Source organism: Amycolatopsis sp. NPDC003865 (assembly GCF_053605345.1).
In genome coordinates, this window is record NZ_JBSGJA010000001.1 from 236,284 (window position 1) to 256,204 (window position 19,921).

Genomic DNA, 19,921 nt, shown 5'->3' on the forward strand with positions numbered 1-19,921 from the left:
TTGACAACAGACCGACGGTTCCTTAGCGTCGAGGACATAACAGACCGCCGGTCCGCAAGGGCCGCCACGAAGGGAACCACCATGGCCGAGAACTGGACCGCCCGCGACGTGCCGAGCCAGCAGGGCCGGGTCGCCGTCATCACCGGCGCCAACACCGGGCTCGGGTTCGACACCGCGAAGACGCTGGCCGAGAAGGGCGCGACGGTGGTGCTGGCCGTGCGCGACGTCGAGAAGGGCAAGCAGGCCGCCGCCCGGCTCGGCTCCACCGCCGACGTCACCGTGCAGGAACTGGACCTCTCCTCCCTGGAGTCCGTCCGCGCGGCCGCGGCCGACCTGCACGGCTCGCTGCCGAAGATCGACCTGCTGATCAACAACGCCGGCGTGATGTACCCGCCGCGCCAGAGCACCCGCGACGGCTTCGAGCTGCAGTTCGGCACCAACCACCTCGGGCACTTCGCGTTCACCGGCCTGCTGCTGGACCTGCTGCTGCCGGTCGAGGGCTCGCGCGTGGTGACGGTCGCCAGCATCGCCCACCGGATCCGCGCGGCGATCCACTTCGACGACCTGCAGTGGGAGAACTCCTACGACCGCGTCGCGGCCTACGGGCAGGCCAAGCTGGCCAACCTCATGTTCGCCTACGAGCTGCAGCGCCGGCTCGCCGCGCACGGCACGACGGCGTCGCTCGCCGCCCACCCCGGGGTGGCCCGCACGGAGCTGATGCGCAACTCCCCCGCCGTCGCCCGCGCCCTCTTCCCGCTGGTGGCCCCGCTGTTCACGCAGAGCTCGGAGGCCGGCGCGCTCCCGATCCTGCGCGCGGCGACGGACCCGGCGGCCCTCGGCGGCCAGTACTACGGCCCGGCCGGCCCGGGCGGCTACCGCGGGCGCCCGCGGGTGGTGGCCTCCACGCCGCAGTCGTACGACGCCGGGATCCAGCGTCGCCTGTGGACGGTTTCCGAAGAACTGACCGGGGTCAAGTTCCCGGTCGGCTAGAGCCAGTCGTGTTCGCGGGCGTAGCGGGCGGCTTCGTGGCGGGTGCGGGTCTGGGTCTTCTGCATCGCGTTGGACAGGTAGTTCCGGACCGTGCCCTCGGCCAGGTGCAGCCGGCCCGCGATCTCCGCCACCGAAAACCCCTCCCGCGTCGCGCGCAGGACGTCGACCTCGCGGTCGGTCAGCGGGCAGTCGTCCACGACCGCCAGCGCCGAGACGTCCGGGTCGATCCAGCGCTTGCCCGCGTGCAGCGCCCGGATCACCGACGTGATGTGCGCCGGCTCCGCCGCCTTGCTGACGAACCCCTGCACACCCAGCTTCAGCGCCTTCCGCAGCACGCCCGGCCGGGCGTGCCGGGTCAGCATCAGGATCACCTGCTCCGGCCGGGCGCGCCGGATCTCGGCCACCGCGCCCAGACCGTCCACAGTGGGCATTTCGAGGTCGATGACGAGCACGTCCGGGCGGTGCCGCAGGGTGGCGGCCACCGCCTGCTCGCCGTCCTCGGCCTCGGCGAGCACGGTGATCTCGCCCTCGAGCGGCAGCAGCGCCGCCAGTGCCTTGCGGAGCAGGGCTTCGTCGTCGGCGAGCACCACGGTGGTCATCGGCCGTCCTCCCGGGTCCGCCACGCGGGGAACGCCGCCGCCGTCCGGAAGCGGCCGTCCGTGCGCGACACCTGCAGCTCGCCGCTGTGCTCGGCCAGGCGGTGGCGCAACGCCGAAAGCCCGCTCAGCTCGGGCTCGCCGTCCTCGGCCACGCCGTCGTTCAGGATCGCGATGCCCGAGCGCGACAGGGTGATCCGCACCTGACGCGCCTGGGCGTGGCGCAGGATGTTGGTCGTCGTCTCGCGCAGGACCTGCCCGAGCAGCTCGCCCGCGCGGGCGTCCACTTCGGACTCCCGTTCGACGCGGACGTGGATGCCCGCCGCTTCGAACAGGTTCTTCGCGTTCTCCAGCTCGGCCGACAGGTTCAGCCGCCGCTGGGCGTGGGCGAGCTCCTTGGTCTGGACGATCGTGTCGCCGACCAGGCTGCGCACCTCCCCCAGCTCCGCGCGCGCCCGCTCGACGTCGCTGTCCAGCAGCTTCTCGGCCAGCGCGACCTTCAGCTTCACCACGTGCAGGGTGTGCCCCTGGATGTCGTGCAGGTCGCCGGCGAACCGCACGCGTTCCCGCGTCACGGCCAGCTCCGCCTCCCGCTCGCGCGACTGCTCCAGCTCGGCGATCAGGTCGAAGAACCGCTGGCTGACGAACATGAACCCGGTCGAGACCAGCACCGCGACCGCGGGGATGGCGGCGAACTGGACCAGCCGGGGGCCGACGCGGTCGTCGTGCACCAGCACGTTCGCCGCACCCAGGACGGCGACCAGCGCGGTGAACCCGGCCAGCGCCGCGAGCCGGCGGCGCGGCAGCGGCGGGATGAGGAACGAGCCCACCACGGACACGCCGAAGAACGCGGACGGGTCGTCGGTCAGCGCCCCGGCCAGCCAGACCACCGCGGCGACGGCGAAGGCCGGCCGTGCGACGCGCAGGTAGTCCCCCGCCGTCCAGCGTTCGGCGGTCGCCAGCGCCGCGACCAGCCCGACGACCTGGATGACGACGTGCCACCAGGTCCGGGCGGTCAGCAGGAGCAGCAGCACGCCCACGATCGCGAGCGGCGGGACCGTCGTGATCAGGTTGAGCCGGCGCAGCCGTTCCTGGACCGCCCCGCCGGTCCAGGAACTCCTGCGCGCGATCGCCGGTACCTCCACGGGTCCGAGCGTATCGGCCCCGCCGGGCCGCACCAGTGACACCGCGTCACATGTCGGAGTGACGCCGGCACACTGCCGGGCGCGGGCCGGTCCCGCTGGAATCGGAGCATGTCCACGACACCCGTCATCGACGTCGACCGCCTGACCCTCACCTACGGCGGCTTCACCGCCGTGCAGGACCTCTCGTTCCAAGTGGAACGCGGCGAGCTGTACGCGCTGCTCGGCACCAACGGCGCCGGCAAGACCTCGACCCTGGAAACCGTCGAAGGCCACCGCGCGCCGACGTCGGGGGCCGTGCGCGTGTTCGGGAAGGACCCGCGCGACCGCGCCGCCGTCCGGCCGCGGATGGGGATCATGCTGCAGGAGAGCGGGTTCTCGCCGGATCTGACCGTGCGCGAGACCGTCCGGCTGATCGGGCGGCTCACCGAACGCGCCGACGACGCCGGGCGCGTGCTCGGCGTGGTCGGCCTCAGCCCGAAGGCCACCACCAAGGTCGGGCAGCTTTCCGGCGGCGAGAAGCGACGGCTGGACTTCGCCACCGCCGTGTTCGGCACGCCCGAGCTGGTCTTCCTCGACGAGCCGACCACCGGCCTCGACATCCAGTCGCGGGACGCGCTGTGGGACGCGGTCGACCGGCTGCGCGAGGACGGCGCCACCGTCGTGCTCACCACGCACTACCTCGAAGAGGCCCAGCAGCGCGCCGACCGCATCGGGCTGATGCACCAGGGCGCCTTCCACCGGGAAGGGACCGTCGCCGAGCTGACGCGGACCCTGCCCGCGACCATCCACTTCGGCCTGCCGCCGCGCGCGCCCGCGCCGCCGCTGCACGCCACCCGCCAGGCCGACGGCCACTTCCTCGTCGAGACCTTCGGCCTGCAGAAGGACCTGCACACGCTGCTCGGCTGGGCGCAGGACCACGCCGTGGAGCTGCACGACCTGCGCGCCGGGCCGACCCGGCTCGACGACGTCTTCCGCGCCATCGAAAACTCCTGAGAAGAGGACACTCCCATGTGGACGATCGCTCGCGGAGAGCTGATCCAGATCTTCCGCAACCGCCTGGTGCTGGTCACCGCACTCGTGCTGCCGGCGGCGCTCAGCGCGTTCTTCGTCGCCAAGCACGACCTGTTCGCGCAAGTCGGCAGTCTCGGCTACATCGCGACACTGGCCCTGTTCTTCGTGGCGGGCATCGGGCTCTACACGACGTCGGTGACGACACTGGCGTCGCGCCGCCAGAACCTGTTCCTCAAGCGGCTGCGCTCCACCGCGGCGCGCGACGCCGGGATCCTGGGCGGGCTGCTGCTGCCGATCACCGTGCTGTCGGTGGCCCAGATCGCCGTCATCCTCGGCGCGCTGGCCGCGGTCGCCGGGTCGCCGGCGGATCCCGTGCTGCTGGTGGCGGCCGTCGTCGCGACCGTGGCGATGATGCTCGCGCTCGGCCTGGCGACGGCCGGGCTGACCAACTCGCCCGAGCACGCCCAGGTCACGACGCTGCCGGTCAGCCTCGGCGTGATCGCCGTGGCCGGCTGGGTCGGCGTGACCGGCACCGGCGAGCTGACGCTGCTCAAGCGCCTGCTGCCCGGCGGGTCGGCGACCGAGCTGGTGCTGAACGCCTGGAACGGCGGCAAGCCGCTCACCGACTCGCTGGTCCTGTTCGGACCGACGCTGGCCTGGGTCGTCATCGCCGTCGCGCTGGCCGCCCGGCTCTTCCGCTGGGAACCGCGCCGCTGACGCGGCACAACCGAGAAAGGACCACCGATGCGCAAGATCCTGCTCGTCGCCGCCGTCGCCGTGTTCGGCACGGCGGTGGTACCGGCGGCCTCCGCCGCACCCGGGGGCCCGGCCTGGGGCCCGTGCCCGGCCGGGGCGTTCCCGACGCCGGACCTGGAGTGCACGACGCTGGAAGTCCCGCTGGACTACCGGAACCCGGACGGCCGGAAGATCGACGTCGCGGTGTCGCGCCTGCCGAGCAAGCACCCGGAGAAGCGGCGCGGTGTGCTGCTGACGAACCCGGGCGGGCCCGGCGGTGAGGGCCTGGACTACCCGCAGCTGCTGAAGCTCGTGAAGCTGCCGCAGGACGTTCTCGACGCCTACGACATCATCGGCTTCGACCCGCGCGGCGTCGGGCACAGCACCCCGGTGACCTGCGACCTGACCGACGAGCAGCTGGCGATCGGCAACCTGCCGTACGCGAACGGCCCGGCCGACGTCGTGAAGCAGGCCGCGGTCGCGAAGGCGGAGGCGAAGGAGTGCGCGGCCGCTCCGACGGCGTCGATGCTGCCGTACGTCACGACGGCGAACACCGCGCGGGACATGGACCGCATCCGCCAGGCGCTCGGCGAGCCCGTGGTGTCCTACCTGGGCGCGTCCTACGGCACGTACCTGGGCGCGGTGTACACGACGATGTTCCCGGAGCACAGCGACCGGTTCGTGCTGGACAGCAACCTCGGGCCGGGCGGGTACGACATCGACGCGATGCGCCGCTTCGGCCGGGGCATGGAGGACCGCTTCCCGGACTTCGCCGAGTTCGCCGCGGCCCACCCGGAGTACGGCCTCGGCACGACGCCGGCGCAGGTGACGGCGAAGTACCACGAACTGGCGGCGCGGCTGGACAAGGCGCCGGTCGAGGGCGTCACGGGATCGATCTTCCGGGGCCTGACGTTCCAAGGGCTCTACTCGACCGACCTGAAGCCGCTGGCCGAGGACTGGCAGGGCCTGGTCGCGGGCCGGGCGCCGAAGCCGCCGTCCGTGTCGACGTCGGTGCAGAACCTCTTCGCGGCGCGGTTCGCCGTGCTCTGCGGGGACACGGCGTGGCCGCGATCGGTGGCGGGCTACCAGCTGGACGTCGCGATCGACCGGATCCGCTACCCGCTCATCGGCGCGGCCACCGCGAACATCGCGGCGTGCGCGTTCTGGCCGTCGGCGCCGGTGGAGCCGAAGGTGCGGATCACCGGCCGCGGGCCGTCGAACGTGCTGCTGGTGCAGAACGAGCGTGACCCGGGGACGCCGCTGGCGGGCGCGCGCGAGCTGCGCGCGGCGTTCGCCGACCGCGCGCGGATGGTGACGATCGACCAGGGCGGGCACGGGGCCTACCTGTTCGGGCCCAACCGGTGCGGGAACACCGCGGTGACGGGGTTCCTGGTGACCGGGCAGCGCCCGGCGCACGATCTGGCCTGTGCGGCGGAAACCGCCTGACCAGGGGGACGGGGCGGTGCGGCGGGCACGGGGGCTCGCCGCACCGCCCCGCCGTCAGTCCGCCACGCGGATGATCGTCTTGCCCGGCACGCGCCGGCGCCGCGCGAACGCCTCCGGCGCCTCGGCGAGCGGGCGCACGTCGCCGACGAGGGGCTTCAACCGGCCGTCCCGCACCCGCTGGGCCAGCTCCGCCAGCCGCACCCGGTCGGGCTCGACCACGAAGAACACCGCGCGCCCGTGCTCCGGCCACACCGTGGGCGGCTCGGCGATCGTCACGAGGGTGCCGCCGGGGCGGACCAGCGCCGCCGACCGCGCGAGGACGTCGCCGCCGAAGACGTCCAACACCACGTCGGCGGGCTGCTCCCACTCGCCGGACGCCAGGTCCGCGAAGGCGTCGGCACCCAGGCCGAGCACGAGGTCGCGGTCGCGGGGCCGGCCGGTGCCGACCACCCGGGCGCCGGCCTCCGCGGCGAGCTGGACGGCGAGCGATCCCACGCCGCCGGCGGCGCCGTGCACCAGCACCGTCTGGCCCGCGGTGAGCCCGGCGTGGTCGAACAGTCCCTGCCACGCGGTCAGTCCCGAGATCGGCAGCGCGGCGGCGACGGCGTGGTCGAGGTCGGCCGGCAGCGGCGCGAGGTTGCGCGCCTCCACGGCCGTGTACTCGGCCAAGGAGCCGTCGCGCGCCCAGTCGGCGAACCCGAACACGCGCTGGCCGACGGTCAGGCCGGTCGTCCCGTAGCCCAGCTCGGCGACGACGCCGGACAGCTCGTGCCCGGGCACGCTGGGCGCGCGGTCGTGGCCGGCGCGGTCGGTCCACGTGGCCGGCCAGGTCAGCTCGCCGGGCGTGAAGCCGGCGGCGTGCACCCGCACGACGACGTCGTTTTCGGCGGCGTGCGGGTAGGGCAGCTCGGCGAGGGCGAGCCCGCCGGCACCCGCTTCACGATCGCTCGCGGTAATGGCTCGCATGTCAGCTCTCCCAAGCGGAACCGAGGACGCGCTCGACGGTCGTCGTGCGCCGGAAACCGGGGAGGAAGTGCTCGAGGACATCGGCGTTGACCGTGCCGTTCGTCGTGTCCGGGCGGTCCTTCTGCCCCTCGAAGTAAGCGGTCAGGAACTCGTTCTTGAAGTCACCGCGCGGGTGCGCGGCGACGACCTCCGCCACCCGGTCCGCGTCCAGTTCACCGAGACCGAACCCGACGACGTCGGTGAGCACGCCGAAGTGCGTCGCGGCGATCTCCGGGCCCATGCGGCCGGGGATGCCGGGCGTGGTGTGCAGCGCGATCGCCGTCCACACGGTTTCCGCGGCCGCGGCGGAGAAGCCGTGCTCCAGCAGGAACCGGCGCCCGTGGTCGGCCCCGTCGACCTCGAAGCGCTGTTCCACGTCGGAGAACGGCGTCGCCAGACCGGTGTCGTGGAACAGGGCGGCCAGGTAGAGCAGCTCGGGATCGGGGTCGGCGCCGAGCCGTTCGGCGTGGAGGCGGGCGAAGAAGTAGACCCGCCGGGAGTGGTGGTACAGGAGCGGGCCGGTGGTGTCCCGGACGAGCCGCGCCGCTTCGGCGACCGCCGCCGTGGCGGGGACCTCCACTCCCGCGATGACTTCTGCCATGACCGTTGCCTTTCCTCCTCGGGTGACGCGCTCTCGCCGCACACCCGAAGGTAGGCCCCAGTTTCATTACAGTCAACTTATGTAACGTAACTCGCGTCACGCTTGACCCCGGCCGCCCGCCCGCACGCGGGGTTGCCGCGCGCGGGCGGCGGCCCGGCTCACTTGGTGGACGCGATGAAGTACACGACCACGCCGATCAACGCGAGCACTTCGCTCAGCACGAACGTCGAATACCCGATCGTCTGCAGTTTCCCTCGCATTTCCGGCTGCCGTGCGGTACTGTTGATTACGGCCGCGAAAATCAAGCCGACGCCGATTCCCGGGCCGATCGCGCCCAGTCCGTAGCCGATGGCGGCGAGGCCGGGATTGATGTTGACGGTTTGCGCCAGAACAGCGTCGTTCATGGACATTCCCCTTCACTTCGGTCCACGCGCACGCTCGCGTGGAGCAGCGGCTTCTGGTGTCGCACCGAACAAGCGAAGGCGCCGGAAACGGCAGCCGGGTCAGGTTGAGGGCACTCGCCGGACAGAAGAATCGACGGGGCGGGAATTCATCGGAACCCTTGGTTCGAACACGGCAAGGATATCAGAAAAACACCTGTGCCACCCGTGCACGGAATACGTTACGCAGGTTCGCCCACAGCGAAGAAGCCTCGCTCAATCCTCTTCGGCCGTCGCCGACAGGAACGCCGCCAAGTCGTCGGTGAACCGCAGCAGCAAGTCGTAGAACGTCTGGCGATCCTTCGGCGACCACTCCGCCAACGCTTCGCCGAACCAGCCGAGCAGCGTGGTCACGTACCGGTCGGCCAGCTCCGCGCCGTCCGGGGTCAGCTCGACCAACCGGGCCCGGCGGTCGTCCGGGTCGGCGAGGCCGCGCACCAGGCGGCGCCGCTCCAGCACGTGCAGGTGGCGCGTGACGTGCGGCCCGGCGACCTGCATCCGGTCGGCGATCTCGCCGACACGCAGCGGCTTCCCGCCCATGTGCAGAGCCAGGATGATCGACAGGCCGGGCCGGTCGAGGTCGGCGCCCGCCCGCTTCATCGCCCGCTCCCCCAGGCCGCTGCGGTTGAGCACGGTGCCCAGCTGCATGAGCCGGGGCAGCACGGAGCGCAGGTCGGTCCCGTCGCCGGCGTCGGTGTCGGCCATCACACTCCCTTAGATAGCTAACTTAGGTATATAGTTGCCTCATGCCGCAACGTCCTCGCGGCATTGTCGCACCCGCGACATAGATACCTAACTTAGCTATCGGGGGTTGTCATGAACACCACACGATCGGTCCTGATCTCCGGCGCGAGCATCGCCGGTCCCGCCCTCGCCCACTGGCTGCGGCGGTCCGGCTTCGCGGTCACTCTCGTCGAAAAGGCACCCGTCCTCCGCGACGGCGGCTACCCCATCGACGTCCGCGGGACGGCGCTGGACGCCGCCCGGCGGATGGGGATCCTGCCCCGCCTGCGCGACCTGCACATCGCCACCCGCAGGCTGGTCTTCCTCGACACCGACGGCAGCGAGATCGCGGCGCTGCAGCCCAACGCGGTCATCGGCGGCACCGACGGCGAAGACGTCGAGGTCCGCCGCGGCGACCTGACCCGGACGTTGTACGACCTGGTCCGCGACGACACCGACATCCGGTTCGGCGACAGCGTCGAAACCCTGGCGCAGCACGCCGGCGGCGTCGACGTCACCTTCCGGAGCGGCCGGCAGGAGACCTACGACCTCGTCTTCGGCGCCGACGGCCTGCACTCGCAGACCCGCGGGCTGGTCTTCGGCGACGAAAAGCAGTTCCACCACTACCTCGGCTACAGCTTCGCCGGGTTCACCATGCCCAACGTCTTCGGCCTGCACCGCGAAGGCGTCGCGTGGAGCACGCCGGGCAAGGGTGCGGCGCTCTACTCGGTCCTCGACGGCGAAGCAGTCCACGGTTTCCTGGTGTTCGCGCGGCAGGACCCGCCGATCGAGGCGTTCCGCGACCCCGAGGCGCAGCGCGAACTGGTCGCCGCGACGTTCGCGGGCGAGGGCTGGGAAACCGCGCGCCTGGTCGCGGCGATGCGCGAAGCCGACGACCTCTTCTTCGACGTCGTCAGCCAGATCCACCTGCCACGGTGGAGCGACGGCCGGGTCGCGCTCGTCGGCGACGCCGCCCACGCGCCGTCGTTCCTCACCGGGCAGGGCACCAGCCTGGCGCTGGTGGGCGCGTACGTGCTCGGCCACGCCCTGGCCACCATCCCGGACCACACCGCGGCTTTCGCGGCCTACGAGAGCCGGTCGCGGGACTTCGTCGAACGCAACCAGGCCAGGGTGTCCGAAGGCAAGTCCACGCTGTTCCCCGCGACGGCGGCCGACCTCGAACGCCGCAACGCCGCCCTCCGGCAGCTGGCGAAGTCGCCGTCGGGGAGCCCGCGCCCCGAGCATTCGGCCCTGACGCTGCCGGACTTTCACTGACGGGGCCTCATCGACGCAGGTAGCCGGCGAGGGTTTCGGCCGCTTCCCGGGTGGTGCACGCCCCGATCAGCACGTGCGCGGTGAGGCCGTCGGCCAGCGCGGAGGCGGCGCGCGTTTCGGTGCCGGGTACCGGATCGGTGGCGGCGGCGCGCGTGCGGAGATCGCGGTGGAGGGCGCCGAAGCGCAAGCGCACCGGGTCGGCGAGATCCGGCCCCGCGGCCGAGCGGACGAGCAGGCCCAGCCACGGCCGGTGCGCGGCCAGGTCCGGCACCGGCTGCCCGGCCAGCGCGCCGAGCAGGCCGGGCTCGTGCCGGGCGGCGGCGATCCGGCGGTCGACGGCGTCGACGGTGTTGGTGAGGGCCAGGCGCAGCAGGAGTTCTTCGGCGGCGGCGTGGCGCACCGCCCACTCCACCGGACGCCGCGCCTCGGCGGCGACGGCGGGCGCGGTCACGGCCGCGAGCCCGTCCCGCGCGATGATCCGCACCACCGCGTCCGCCACCTCGGTCCTGCGCATCCTCGGCCCTCCCGCCCTCGCCACCAGCCCATGGTGGGCGGACGGGTGCGCGCGGCGCGAGGATTAGGGCAGCCCCGAATCGTCGTACCGCGGGCCCGGGGTGGGACGAGCGCGACGCCGACGGCACCACCCGAACCGCGCGCTACCCCCGCCGCGAGCCCCGCAACCGCGAAGGCAGCCCCGAATGGTCATCGCGCAGGCCGGCCCGCATCGTCGTGCAGCAACCCCGCTCCGCGGGCGGTGCGCTCGTACAGCACCACCCGGCCGCTGCGGCGGGACCGCACCAGGTGGTTCACCCTCAGCACCGCGAGGTGCTCGCTCACCGTCGCGGGCGTGACGCCGAGGTGCCGTGCCAGTTCCGTCGTCGACCGGGGCAGGTCGAGCAGGGCGAGCAGCGCGGCCCGGCTGCGGCCGACCAGCTCGGCCAGCGGGGCCGGCACGACCGGTGCCTCCTCCCAGAGCCGGCCGACGCCGCGGGCGGGGTAGCCGATCGAAACCTGGTCGTGGCCGTCGCAGACGCTGAGGCGGGGCCAGATGAACGCGCTCGGCTTCAGCAGCACGCCGACGCCGTTCACCGTGTGCCGGACGTCGTGGTGGGGCAGCAGGACGCGGAGCACGTCGCCGGCGTACTCGATCCGCGGGTGGAGGTCGTCGAACAGCCGGGCCAAGCCGCCGCGGGTCAGCGTGGCGGAGCGGTGGGCGAAGTCGGCTTCGTGCAGCGCGCACAGCCGCGGCCAGACCGGCTCGATCGCCGCGTGCCAGTACGCGGCGAGCAGGTCGCAGAACGGGCCGAGTTCGCGCGCGGGGTCCTCGTGCAGCGGGCGCAGGACCGCCGGGACCTCGCCGGGCGCCCAGCCTTCGTCGAAGTAGCACCGGACACCGGCGTCGTCGGTGGCGCGCACGCGCTCGAGCTGGTCGGCGAAGGTCTCGCCGGGTTCGGTCGACGGGTTGAGGAAGCCCGGGAAGCCGTGGTCGAGCGAAAGCAGGGTGACGAGCACGGTGACGTCGAGGCCGGCCAGCCGGGACCGCGCCGTCGTCACCCACGGGCGGTGCAGGTCCGCGCCGCGGCGGCCCGCCAAGACGTAGACGCTGTTGCGCAGCTCCTCCATCGGCGACCGCGCGAACCGCACCTTCGCCAGGTCGAGCGTCCCCAGCACCAGCTCGATCACGGTCCGATTTTACGCCGGGACCACCGAAATGCGGATCGGTCCGGACCAGTCGCCACCCGGGTCGAGGGGCCGGCCGCGCTGGGTGAGCCGGACCGCGCCCGACTTCGCCAGTTCACGGGCGAGCTCGCGGGCCCGGGGCAGCAGCGGACGCCAGTCGTCGGCGATCGCCCTAGCGGCGTCCGACGGGCACGTGCTGCTCCCCGGTCCCCTCGCCGCCGCCAGTGCCAGGATCGCGGCGCGGAGCCGGTCGGGCGGGGACGCCGCCGCCAGCGCCGCGCGGGCGTGGTCCGCGCCGGGACCACCGCCGTCGCGGACGCGCTCCAGTTCACGCCGCGGTGCCGGCCGATCAGGCATACCCCAGCATCGCACCGGTCACCGGATCACGCCGGGGAACCGAGGCGCCCGACGAGCATGCGCCGGACCTCGTCGGCGGTCTCCGCGCCCGCGGCCCGCGTCACCGCCTCGGTGACCGCCGGGACCAGCTCGGCGACCAGCTTCCCTTCGAGCGCCGTCGCGAGCCGGTCGGGGTCGACCGGGTTGGCGGGGCTGTCGGTGATCAGCTTCGTCACCGCGTTCAGCGAAGAGCCCAGCGCCGTGATCTTCGCGTCCATGTCCTTGATGAACTGGGCGTAGTTGCGGTTGCCCGCGCTGTCGAACGTGTTGCCCCACATCAAGCGGACGAAGTCGTCGTTGCTGAATGGCATGTCACCCTCCGGGTCGAGGTGGTTTCCGGTGTAGGACTCGTCGAAGTCGACCGCGCCCGCCGAGCCGGGCAGGCTGCCGCTGCTGGTGTACTGGTGGACGTCGTACCGGCCCGGGTAACGCCCGGCACCCGGCGCCTCCGGCCGGGCGCCGTAGCGGGCGATCACGATCACCAGGTCGGGGACGTCCCACTGGTCCGGCCGCAGCGCGGCGGCGAACGACGCGCTCATGTAGACGGCCGGCCGGATGCCCGCGGCCGCGACCCGGCGGCAGAAGGCCGTCCCGAACTCCCGGGCCGCGCTGTCCGGGCGGAACGGCGCCTCGAGGTCCAGCAACGGCGCGACGCCGGTCGCGCCGAGCCTCCGGACCTCGGCCAGCAGCAGGTCGGCCTGGGCCTGCGGGCCGAGAGTCAGCTGGGCGTAGTGGTAGCCGCCGACCGGGATCCCGCGCGACTTCGCCCCCGCCACGTGCGTGTCCGGCCGGTAGACCACACCCCCTTCCGCGCGCGTGTAGGGCGCTCCCCCGTCGGAGACCTTGACCCACACGAACGCGAGGTCGCTGACCTGGTCCCAGCGCAAGCCGCGCTGGTAGAACGGATGGACGTCGGCTCCCCTGGCCATGGTCGGCACTCCTTTCGCGGCACGAGCCGGTCATTGCCCCGGCGTCAGCGGGGCGACCGGACAGGTCGGTGCGACGTTCCACCGGTTGCCGGTCGAGACGATCGACGGCGGGAAGCCGCCCGGTGCCCGTTGCGAGCACTGCAGCGACCGGGCGGCACCGCGCGAGGAGTTCAGCGCGACCGTGACCCCGCCGAACGGCCCCGGTCGCGAGTCGAGGCGGACCGCCGCGAAGTACGGGCCCGGGCCGGTCACCGTGTTGCCGGTGACGGTCGCGTCTTCGATCGGCCCGCTGATGCCCTGCAGCGCGATCCCCGAACCGTCGGGCGCGGCTCCGGTGAACGTGATGTCGTTGTCCCGGACGCCGATCTCGTGCACCGAGTCGCCGTAGATGCCGTCCGCGTCGCCGTCCAGGACGATCGTGTTCCCGGTGACCGTCACCTGCGCCGGGATCCCGCCGCTGTGCGGGGTGATCCGGATGCCGGAGCCGGACACCCCGTGCCGCCGGATGATGTTGCCGGCGATCTTGTCCCCGGTGGCCACGTTCTGCGCGTCCACGACGCCGACCCCGCTGATCGCCGTCACCTCGAACGTGTTGTCCGCGACGACGACGTCCTGCGTGCGGTAGAGCGAAAGTCCCTTGCCGCCGAAGGTGTTCCCGGTGATCGTCGCGTGCCGGTAGGAGGTCAGCGACGCGCTGAAGTTGACCGTCGAATCGGCGAAGGAGTTGCCCTCCAGCCGCAGGCCGTCGTCCCAGTCGCCGCCGGTGGCCTCGCCGTCGAAGGCGGTGTCGCCGATCTGCTCGCCGAAGTGGTTGCCCAGCACCGCCAGCGAGAACACGTTGCGCTGCACGCCGATGCCGGAGCGCGCGCAGCTGACGAACGACCCGCCGATGATCGTCACGCGCTCGACCGCCGTGGCCGGGGTGTTGCCGAGCACCCGGACGCAGTCGCCCTTGCGGGAGCCGGGGGTCGCGGGGTGGGCGAAGACGACGTCCCGCACCGTCACGTCCGCGACCGGCAGCGAACAGGTCCCGTTCGCGGTCGAGCAGACCCCGGAGCCGATGGCGATCGCGTGCGTCTGCTCGTCGGTGCCGGTCGCCGCCGAGGTGTCGATCGCCAGCCGTTGCACCGTGACGTCGCTCGCCCCCGGGTCGAGCGACACCACCGCGACCGCCGCGGCCTGCTGGTCCCCCACCAGTTCCAGCACCGTGCCCGGCCCGCCGCCGGTGATCGTCACGTGCGCGCTGTGGGTGGACAACGCGGCGAACCGGTCGTAGGACCCGGCCGGCGCGCGGGACACCCGCCAGCGCCCGCTGCCGAGGCAGACCGTACCGCCGCCCGCCGTGCCCGCCGCGTCGATGGCGGCCTGCACCGGCGCCCGGTCGTCCACGCCGTCGTCGGGCACGGCACCGAAGGCCGCGGGGTCGAAGCAGCCGCCGGCGCCGGAGCCCGCCCTGGGCACCGCGGCCGCCGACACGACGACCGCGGTCCCGAGCGAAAGGGTGGCGATCGCCGCGGTCACCAGCAGCGCCCGCCGTCGCGTTCGGTTCATGGGGAACACCTTCCTTCACCAGAAGAAGATCCAGCGGCCGTCGAGGCGCACCCCGTGGCCCTGGTAGGTCACGCGGCGCTGGCCGGGTGTGCGGCACCGGGACGCGGAGATCCGGTGCCACAGCTCGGTTTCGGTGAACACCACCGTGCCGGCGCGGTAGGGCACCGTGACCGCCTCGCCGCCGCCCCGCCGGGCGGGCGGGGCGCCCGGCGCGTCGGCCTCCAGGTCCAGCCCGCTCCCGCCGTCGGGCAGCACGACCGGCACGGTGAAGTTGACCACCGCGGTGATCCCGGGCCGCCGGGCCACGAGCGAGGGCACCTGCGTCTCGAGCGCGTCGACGTGCCAGCCGCCGCCTTCATACGCGCCGGGCGCCGGGAAGCCGAACACGTGGAACCCGGGGACGGCCAGCTCCTCGGCGTACACCACCGGCAGCGCGTACCGGTGCTCGAAGAAGGCGGCCACCCGCTCGTGGACGAGCCGGAAGTGCCGGTACAGCAAGTGGTTCTCCGCACGGGCGCACGCGGTGTAGTAACCGGGGCGCTCGCGGTTGCGGTAGAACGGCTCGCCGATCGTGATCAGGCCGCCGGGGCCGTCCCCGTGCCGCAGCCCGGCCGGCACCGCGTCCACGGCGGCGGCGATCTCCGCCACCTCCGCCGGGGTGAACAGCTCGGCCGAGAAGGCCCGCGCGCCACCGAACCGGATCTCCTCGACGGTGTCCATCGTGGTCATGCCGGACGCTCCTTGCACAATGCCGCCGCGGCCAGCAGCCCGGCGATGGCCGCCGCGATCGGCTGGCCGGTTTTCGATTCGTAGTAGGTGAACCCGGGCGAGGGGTTGACCTCGAAGCAGTACCACTCGCCGTCCGGGGTCCGGCGCAGGTCGATGCCGGCCACCGGGAGCCCGAGCCGCTTCGCCAGGTCACGGCAGCGGGCCGAGACGGCGTCCGGCAGGTCGATCCCGGTCAGCACCGGGGCGCGCAGGCCCTGCGCCCGCGCGTACCGGTAGTCGTCGGCGTCGCTGTCCACCTCGACGGCGAACACCTCGGTGCCCACGACGTGCACCCGCACGTCGGTGCCCGGCACGTGGCGCTGGAACTGGGTCGGGCAGGTCCGCACGTCCGGCAGCCGGGCGGTGTCGGCGGGCCCGACGCGGCGCACGCGGCTGCGGATCCCGCTGGTGGACTTGACGATGACGGCCCCGTGCTCGGCCAGGAACGCCTCGACGCGGGCCGGGTCGTTGGTGACGACGGTCGGCGGCACGAGGAAGCCCGCGGCCGCGACGATCCGCAGCTGGTAGGGCTTGGAGCCGTTGCTCGCCCCCGCTTCCGGCCGGTTCAGGACGTAGGCCGGGGTGCGGTCGGTCCAGGCGTTGAGCACCTGGTCGACCTCCGCCGCGTGCCGCCATTCCGGGCCGGCCGCGGGCCGCGTGCGCACGGCGGGCAGCCGCGTGCTGTCGTGCGGGCGCACGTAGGCGGCCCGGACGGCGTCGAGGTCGAACTCCTCCCCCGCGACGGTCACCCGGGTGCGCCCGGCCGAGATCCGCACGGTCGTGTCGAGCACGCGCCGCTGGTCCAGGAAGCGGACGGGGGCGCCCAGCTCCCGCAACCGCGCGTGCACGGCGGCCATCGGGTCGTCCGCGAGCAGGCCCCACAGCAGGATCGTCATCCGGCCACCGCCACGACGTCGGGAACCGCGCCCAGCGCGGCCAGGACGGCGTCGGCCACCGCCGGGTCGGCCAGGTCGGGCCACGCCGAGATGTCGCGCACCCGGGCGTGCGGCCCGCGGCCGGACACGGTCGCCGTGAGCAGCGGCGTGCGCGCCAGGCGCCCGAGCTCGCACAGCCGCCGCCCCAGCGCGGGGTGGACGTCGCCGACGCAGACGTCCCCGACCACGTGGGCGCGCACGGCACCGTCCCAGTCCGGTACGGCGGCGAGCGGCGCGGCCGGGAGCCCGACGCGGCGGCCGGGGGCCTCGACGCGCAGGCCGGCCGACGCCGCCACCTCGGCCCACTGCTCGGGGAACCACGGCGGCCCGTTGAGGCTGCGCGGGTCGGGCGGGTTGAGCACCGGGACGGGACAGGCGTCGAGCCAGGCCAGCAGGAACGCGGTCAGCTCGGCCCCGGCGTACGCCCGGTCCCGCGAGTGCACGCCGGGCACGTCCGCGGCGGTGATCACCCCCAGCCGGTTGACCACCCCCGTGACCGGGATCGGCGTCCCGTCGGCGGTCGCCAGTCCGGTGCGGACGCGGCCGTCGCGGTCCACTTCGAGGTGCCACCGAGTCTCGGGCAGCGCGCCGGGGGTGAGCAGGAGCGCCCCGCCGCCCCACCGCCGCGCCAAAGCCCGCGCGGAGCGGTCGTGGGCGTGCGCGAGGATGAGCAGCATTTCAGCTGTCCTCGCCGTCGCCGGCCAGCGCGTCCCGGCCCACCTCGGGGCGGTCTTCGAGGGAGATGAAGGTGCGCTCGTCGCCTTCGACCTGGTCCGGCGCGGGCGGCGGGGTGCCGGGGGCGGCGGTGCCGGCGAGGTCGACGAACTCCTTGCGGCCGTCCTTGCCGCGCTCCTTGTCGTCCTTGTCCTTGCTCTCCTTGCCCTCTTTCTCCTTGCCGTCCTTGCCTTCCTTCTCCTTGCTCTCCTTGTCGTCCTTCTCCTTCTCCTTTTCCTTCGTCTCCTTGGTCTCGGCCTTGTCCTTGAGGGGGTCGATCCGGTGGTCGATCGCGGTGATCTTCACCTGCAGCTCCTGGACCACCCCGAACAGCTCCAGCCGCAGCTCCTTCATGCAGTTGCTGACCGTCCGGAGGGCGTCGGCGATGCCGGCCAGGTCGTCTTCGATCGCGTGGAACCGGTGGTTGAAGCCGATCTCGGTCGGGGTCTCCCCGGCCTGCACCACGGTCACGCCGTCGATGAAGTCGGGGTGGGTGAACGTCGGTTCGAAGTGCAGCTCGCACTGGGGCGCCTGCTGGGGCACGTTGGTCTGGAACACGAACGGCGGCGTCACCGTCGTGGTGAGGCCCGGGCCGGACTGCCGGGCGATGGCGCGGCCGAGCACCGCGACGACGTCGTCCTCCGCGACGCCGGCGCCGCGCAGGGCGTCGACGATCGTGTGCGCCGGGACGCCGTAGACGAGCTGTTCCTCGTCGCTCATGGGGTTTCTCCTTGTCCTGCCCGCGCGGACGGCGCCAGGCGGTAGTGCCGGTAGGCCCGGGCGGCGGCGATGTTGAGGCCGGTGAACGCGCCGGAGCCGTCCACGTCCACGTGCCGCCGCCGGATTTCGAACGTGTCGGCCCGGACGCCGACCGGCGTCACGAGCTCGACGATGTTGAGCAGGTGCTCGTACTGCCGCAGCGTCAGGAGCGCACCGTCGGGCAGTGCCGGCCGCCACGTGTAGGGGTTGTTCCTGCCGGAGCGCTGACCGACCACACAGGACACGACGCTGATGCCTTCGTTGAAGAGCGGGATCGTGACGACGGCGCCCCGCCTCGACGACAGGGTGGCGTGCTGCTGCCCGAGCCCGCGGACCTGCCAGCGGTGGATCAGGGTGTGCTCGCCGGCCAGGTTGCTGCCCGCCAGCGGCAGTCCCGCGACCCCGAACACCAGCGCGAGCGTCCCGGCGCCGGTGGCCAGCGCGACGACGCTGCTCGCGCCCGCCGCGGCGGCCGTGGTGAACAGCGGGCTCAGCAGGGTCGAGTTCGCGATCACGGCCGCCGTGCGGGTGGCGCCGAGGTCGAAGAGCACGTAGTCGCGGGGCGAGAGCGTGCCCAGCTGACGGCGGAAGGCGGCGACGTCGGTCACCTTCGGCACGCTCCGGCTGTCCAGCGCGGCGTCCAGGCCGGGCACCGTGGCCGTCGCCCGCGCGCTCGCCAGCACCGCGGCGGGGTTCGCGGCCGGGGTCAGCTGCGCACCCGCGAGCGCGGTGATCACGTGGACCACCGGCACGTCGTGGTCGGGGTCGGTGGGCGAAACCAGCCGCGCGGTCAGCGTCAGCGGGACGTCCCCGTCGGAGTCGGGGTCGATGTCCACGACCAGCGGGCCCATCGGCGCGGTGCTGGTGAACACCGTGCCATCGGCGCCGAGCTCGACCGTCCGCATCCCGCACGCCTTGAGCAGCCACGCGCCCGCCGGGTCCGCCGCCCGCGGCACCGGGACCAGGTTCGGGTCCTTCAGCTGCGTGGCCGCGGTGACCGCCGCGTCGAGCTGAGCGGCGACGGGCGCGGCGAACAACGCGCCGAACCCCAGCTCGAACCGCGAGCCGCCGGCGTTGTCCTGTCCTTTGAGGACTCGCGGCCACGGCCGGGCCCCCAGCTGGACGCAGCGGCGGTCGAGCGTGGTCAGCGCTTCGGCCACGGCGGGCGCCACCGGCTGGAAGGGCTGCACCTGCCAGGTGGCGAGCGCGGCGCGCTGGAGGTCCACGCGCGCCGCCTCGGCCGGGGGCAGCAGGCGGTCTCCGTGCGCGTCGTCGCCTTCGGTGCTGCCGGCCGGCCAGATCATGTGCACCCGCCGGATCGCGTTGAGCAGCTGCGGGATCTTGCCCGGCGCGCCGGGGGCGACCAGCCTCAGCGCGATCAGCTGCGGGTCGGCCGCCTCGTCGACGGTCACCGCGGCGGGCACGCCGACGTCGGCGAGGAACCCGCCGCCCAGCGCGGAATCGATCCACGGCGTGCTGGGCAGCCGCAGGCCGCGCAGGACCCGCAGCCGGGCGCGGTAGGACGCGTCGTCCTCGCGGGTGCCCTCCGGCTGGAGCGGCCGGGTGGCGGGGGTCTGGTCCTCCGCGTCCCAGAACAGCTCGTCGGAGAACCGCGGGCAGGCGAGGTCGGCGCCGATCCGGTCGAGCGCGTTGCCGCTCGCCGCGGCCAGCGTCCGCATCGCGCGGATCTGCCGGGCGGTGCGCCGGATCCGGCCCTTCTCGTCGAGCAGCACGGTGAGCAGCCGCCCGAGCGTGCCCTGGACCAGGTCGAACCGCACGGCGGCGAGCAGCTGCGCGGTACTGAGCCCGGTGCCGGTCTCACCGCCGCGGATCCCGCGCGCCAGCACGGAAAACGGCGCGACGACGCCGCCCTTGCCCGGCGGCGGGATCGCGGCCACCAGCGCGGTGCCGGCCGCCGTGTGCGGCGCGAACGTCAGTACCGGCAACGTCTGCGGCGCGCCGTTGCCGGACTTCAGCGCGGGCAGGACGGTCAACCCTGAAGAGTCCACATCGGACAGCACGGTGCACAGCACCAGTGCCTGCCGGGTGGCGATGTCGACGACGGCCTCGACCTGCCCCGGCGGTCCCGAAGCGCGCAGGGTCAGCGGTTTCGGGGTGGCGGCCGGGGCCAGCGGGCCGATCAGCTCGGCCGCGGCCGCGGCGAGCACGCCGGCGCCGAGGCCGGCCGGGTCGAGCACGGAAGTGGTCACGGGGTTCGTCAT

General features: G+C 73.4%; 21 protein-coding genes. 5 read left to right on the forward strand and 16 right to left on the reverse strand.

Annotated features, from left to right (window positions below; genetic code table 11):
* The first annotated feature begins 81 nt into the window (after positions 1 to 81).
* Positions 82 to 990 (forward strand): SDR family NAD(P)-dependent oxidoreductase, encoded by a 909-nt coding sequence (locus ACWEVP_RS01260; RefSeq protein WP_452060619.1) that lies wholly within the window; start codon positions 82 to 84, stop codon positions 988 to 990.
* On the opposite strand, the gene ACWEVP_RS01265 is transcribed toward ACWEVP_RS01260, so the two are convergent.
* Complete coding sequence (locus ACWEVP_RS01265) at positions 987 to 1,589, reverse strand: response regulator (protein WP_452060620.1); 603 nt, start codon at positions 1,587 to 1,589, stop codon at positions 987 to 989. The genes ACWEVP_RS01260 and ACWEVP_RS01265 overlap by 4 nt on opposite strands.
* A complete protein-coding gene (locus ACWEVP_RS01270; protein ID WP_452060621.1) occupies positions 1,586 to 2,731 on the reverse strand; it encodes a sensor histidine kinase in 1,146 nt (381 codons plus the stop codon). Before ACWEVP_RS01270 ends, ACWEVP_RS01265 begins: the two co-directional genes overlap by 4 nt.
* Positions 2,732 to 2,839: 108 nt before the next feature.
* Here ACWEVP_RS01270 and ACWEVP_RS01275 point away from each other — a divergent pair, with 108 nt between their 5' ends.
* The 3 genes from ACWEVP_RS01275 to ACWEVP_RS01285 are packed head-to-tail and all read left to right on the forward strand — an operon-like array spanning position 2,840 to position 5,923.
* The gene (locus tag ACWEVP_RS01275; RefSeq protein WP_452060622.1) at positions 2,840 to 3,724 is read left to right on the forward strand and encodes an ABC transporter ATP-binding protein; all 885 of its coding nucleotides are present in this window, start codon (positions 2,840 to 2,842) and stop codon (positions 3,722 to 3,724) included.
* Positions 3,725 to 3,739: 15 nt separating this feature from the next.
* Entirely contained in the window at positions 3,740 to 4,459 is a 720-nt protein-coding gene (locus tag ACWEVP_RS01280) for an ABC transporter permease (protein WP_452060623.1), read from the forward strand.
* Between the two features lie 27 nt (positions 4,460 to 4,486).
* Positions 4,487 to 5,923, forward strand: coding sequence for an alpha/beta hydrolase (locus ACWEVP_RS01285; protein ID WP_452060624.1), 1,437 nt, complete (start codon positions 4,487 to 4,489; stop codon positions 5,921 to 5,923).
* A 54-nt stretch (positions 5,924 to 5,977) separates the two neighbouring features.
* Here the strand turns inward: ACWEVP_RS01285 and ACWEVP_RS01290 are convergent, their stop codons facing one another.
* The 4 genes from ACWEVP_RS01290 to ACWEVP_RS01305 form a co-directional block, all read right to left on the reverse strand.
* Positions 5,978 to 6,889 carry an NADP-dependent oxidoreductase gene (locus ACWEVP_RS01290; RefSeq protein WP_452060625.1) on the reverse strand — a complete coding sequence of 304 codons (912 nt, stop codon included), beginning with the start codon at positions 6,887 to 6,889 and terminating at the stop codon, positions 5,978 to 5,980.
* Between the two features lies 1 nt (position 6,890).
* Positions 6,891 to 7,529 (reverse strand): HD domain-containing protein, encoded by a 639-nt coding sequence (locus tag ACWEVP_RS01295; protein ID WP_452060626.1) that lies wholly within the window; start codon positions 7,527 to 7,529, stop codon positions 6,891 to 6,893.
* Between the two features lie 158 nt (positions 7,530 to 7,687).
* Positions 7,688 to 7,933: an ATP F0F1 synthase subunit C gene (locus ACWEVP_RS01300; RefSeq protein ID WP_452060627.1), complete on the reverse strand. Its 246-nt coding sequence runs from the start codon at positions 7,931 to 7,933 to the stop codon at positions 7,688 to 7,690.
* A 252-nt stretch (positions 7,934 to 8,185) separates the two neighbouring features.
* Positions 8,186 to 8,674, reverse strand: coding sequence for a MarR family winged helix-turn-helix transcriptional regulator (locus tag ACWEVP_RS01305; RefSeq protein WP_452060628.1), 489 nt, complete (start codon positions 8,672 to 8,674; stop codon positions 8,186 to 8,188).
* Positions 8,675 to 8,785: 111 nt separating this feature from the next.
* On the opposite strand from ACWEVP_RS01305, the gene ACWEVP_RS01310 reads away from it, so the two are divergent.
* A complete protein-coding gene (locus ACWEVP_RS01310) occupies positions 8,786 to 9,967 on the forward strand; it encodes an FAD-dependent monooxygenase (protein WP_452060629.1) in 1,182 nt (393 codons plus the stop codon).
* A gap of 7 nt (positions 9,968 to 9,974) precedes the next feature.
* On the opposite strand, the gene ACWEVP_RS01315 is transcribed toward ACWEVP_RS01310, so the two are convergent.
* The 10 genes from ACWEVP_RS01315 to ACWEVP_RS01360 form a co-directional block, all read right to left on the reverse strand.
* On the reverse strand, positions 9,975 to 10,481 hold the full coding sequence (locus ACWEVP_RS01315) for a hypothetical protein (RefSeq protein ID WP_452060630.1): 507 nt from the start codon (positions 10,479 to 10,481) through the stop codon (positions 9,975 to 9,977).
* Between the two features lie 188 nt (positions 10,482 to 10,669).
* A complete protein-coding gene (locus ACWEVP_RS01320) occupies positions 10,670 to 11,650 on the reverse strand; it encodes an ArsR family transcriptional regulator (protein WP_452060631.1) in 981 nt (326 codons plus the stop codon).
* A gap of 9 nt (positions 11,651 to 11,659) precedes the next feature.
* On the reverse strand, positions 11,660 to 12,004 hold the full coding sequence (locus ACWEVP_RS01325; protein WP_452060632.1) for a DUF3253 domain-containing protein: 345 nt from the start codon (positions 12,002 to 12,004) through the stop codon (positions 11,660 to 11,662).
* A 26-nt stretch (positions 12,005 to 12,030) separates the two neighbouring features.
* Complete coding sequence (locus ACWEVP_RS01330; RefSeq protein WP_452060633.1) at positions 12,031 to 12,972, reverse strand: glycoside hydrolase family 25 protein; 942 nt, start codon at positions 12,970 to 12,972, stop codon at positions 12,031 to 12,033.
* Between the two features lie 30 nt (positions 12,973 to 13,002).
* The gene (locus tag ACWEVP_RS01335) at positions 13,003 to 14,523 is read right to left on the reverse strand and encodes a right-handed parallel beta-helix repeat-containing protein (protein ID WP_452060634.1); all 1,521 of its coding nucleotides are present in this window, start codon (positions 14,521 to 14,523) and stop codon (positions 13,003 to 13,005) included.
* Between the two features lie 15 nt (positions 14,524 to 14,538).
* Positions 14,539 to 15,252, reverse strand: a complete 714-nt coding sequence (locus ACWEVP_RS01340; protein ID WP_452060635.1) for a hypothetical protein — start codon at positions 15,250 to 15,252, stop codon at positions 14,539 to 14,541.
* Positions 15,249 to 16,187 (reverse strand): ATP-grasp domain-containing protein, encoded by a 939-nt coding sequence (locus ACWEVP_RS01345; RefSeq protein WP_452060636.1) that lies wholly within the window; start codon positions 16,185 to 16,187, stop codon positions 15,249 to 15,251. The genes ACWEVP_RS01340 and ACWEVP_RS01345 overlap by 4 nt, the downstream gene beginning before the upstream one ends.
* The gene (locus ACWEVP_RS01350; RefSeq protein WP_452060637.1) at positions 16,184 to 16,903 is read right to left on the reverse strand and encodes a hypothetical protein; all 720 of its coding nucleotides are present in this window, start codon (positions 16,901 to 16,903) and stop codon (positions 16,184 to 16,186) included. Before ACWEVP_RS01350 ends, ACWEVP_RS01345 begins: the two co-directional genes overlap by 4 nt.
* A gap of 1 nt (position 16,904) precedes the next feature.
* The gene (locus ACWEVP_RS01355) at positions 16,905 to 17,660 is read right to left on the reverse strand and encodes a hypothetical protein (protein ID WP_452060638.1); all 756 of its coding nucleotides are present in this window, start codon (positions 17,658 to 17,660) and stop codon (positions 16,905 to 16,907) included.
* Positions 17,657 to 19,921, reverse strand: a complete 2,265-nt coding sequence (locus ACWEVP_RS01360) for a hypothetical protein (protein WP_452060639.1) — start codon at positions 19,919 to 19,921, stop codon at positions 17,657 to 17,659. Before ACWEVP_RS01360 ends, ACWEVP_RS01355 begins: the two co-directional genes overlap by 4 nt.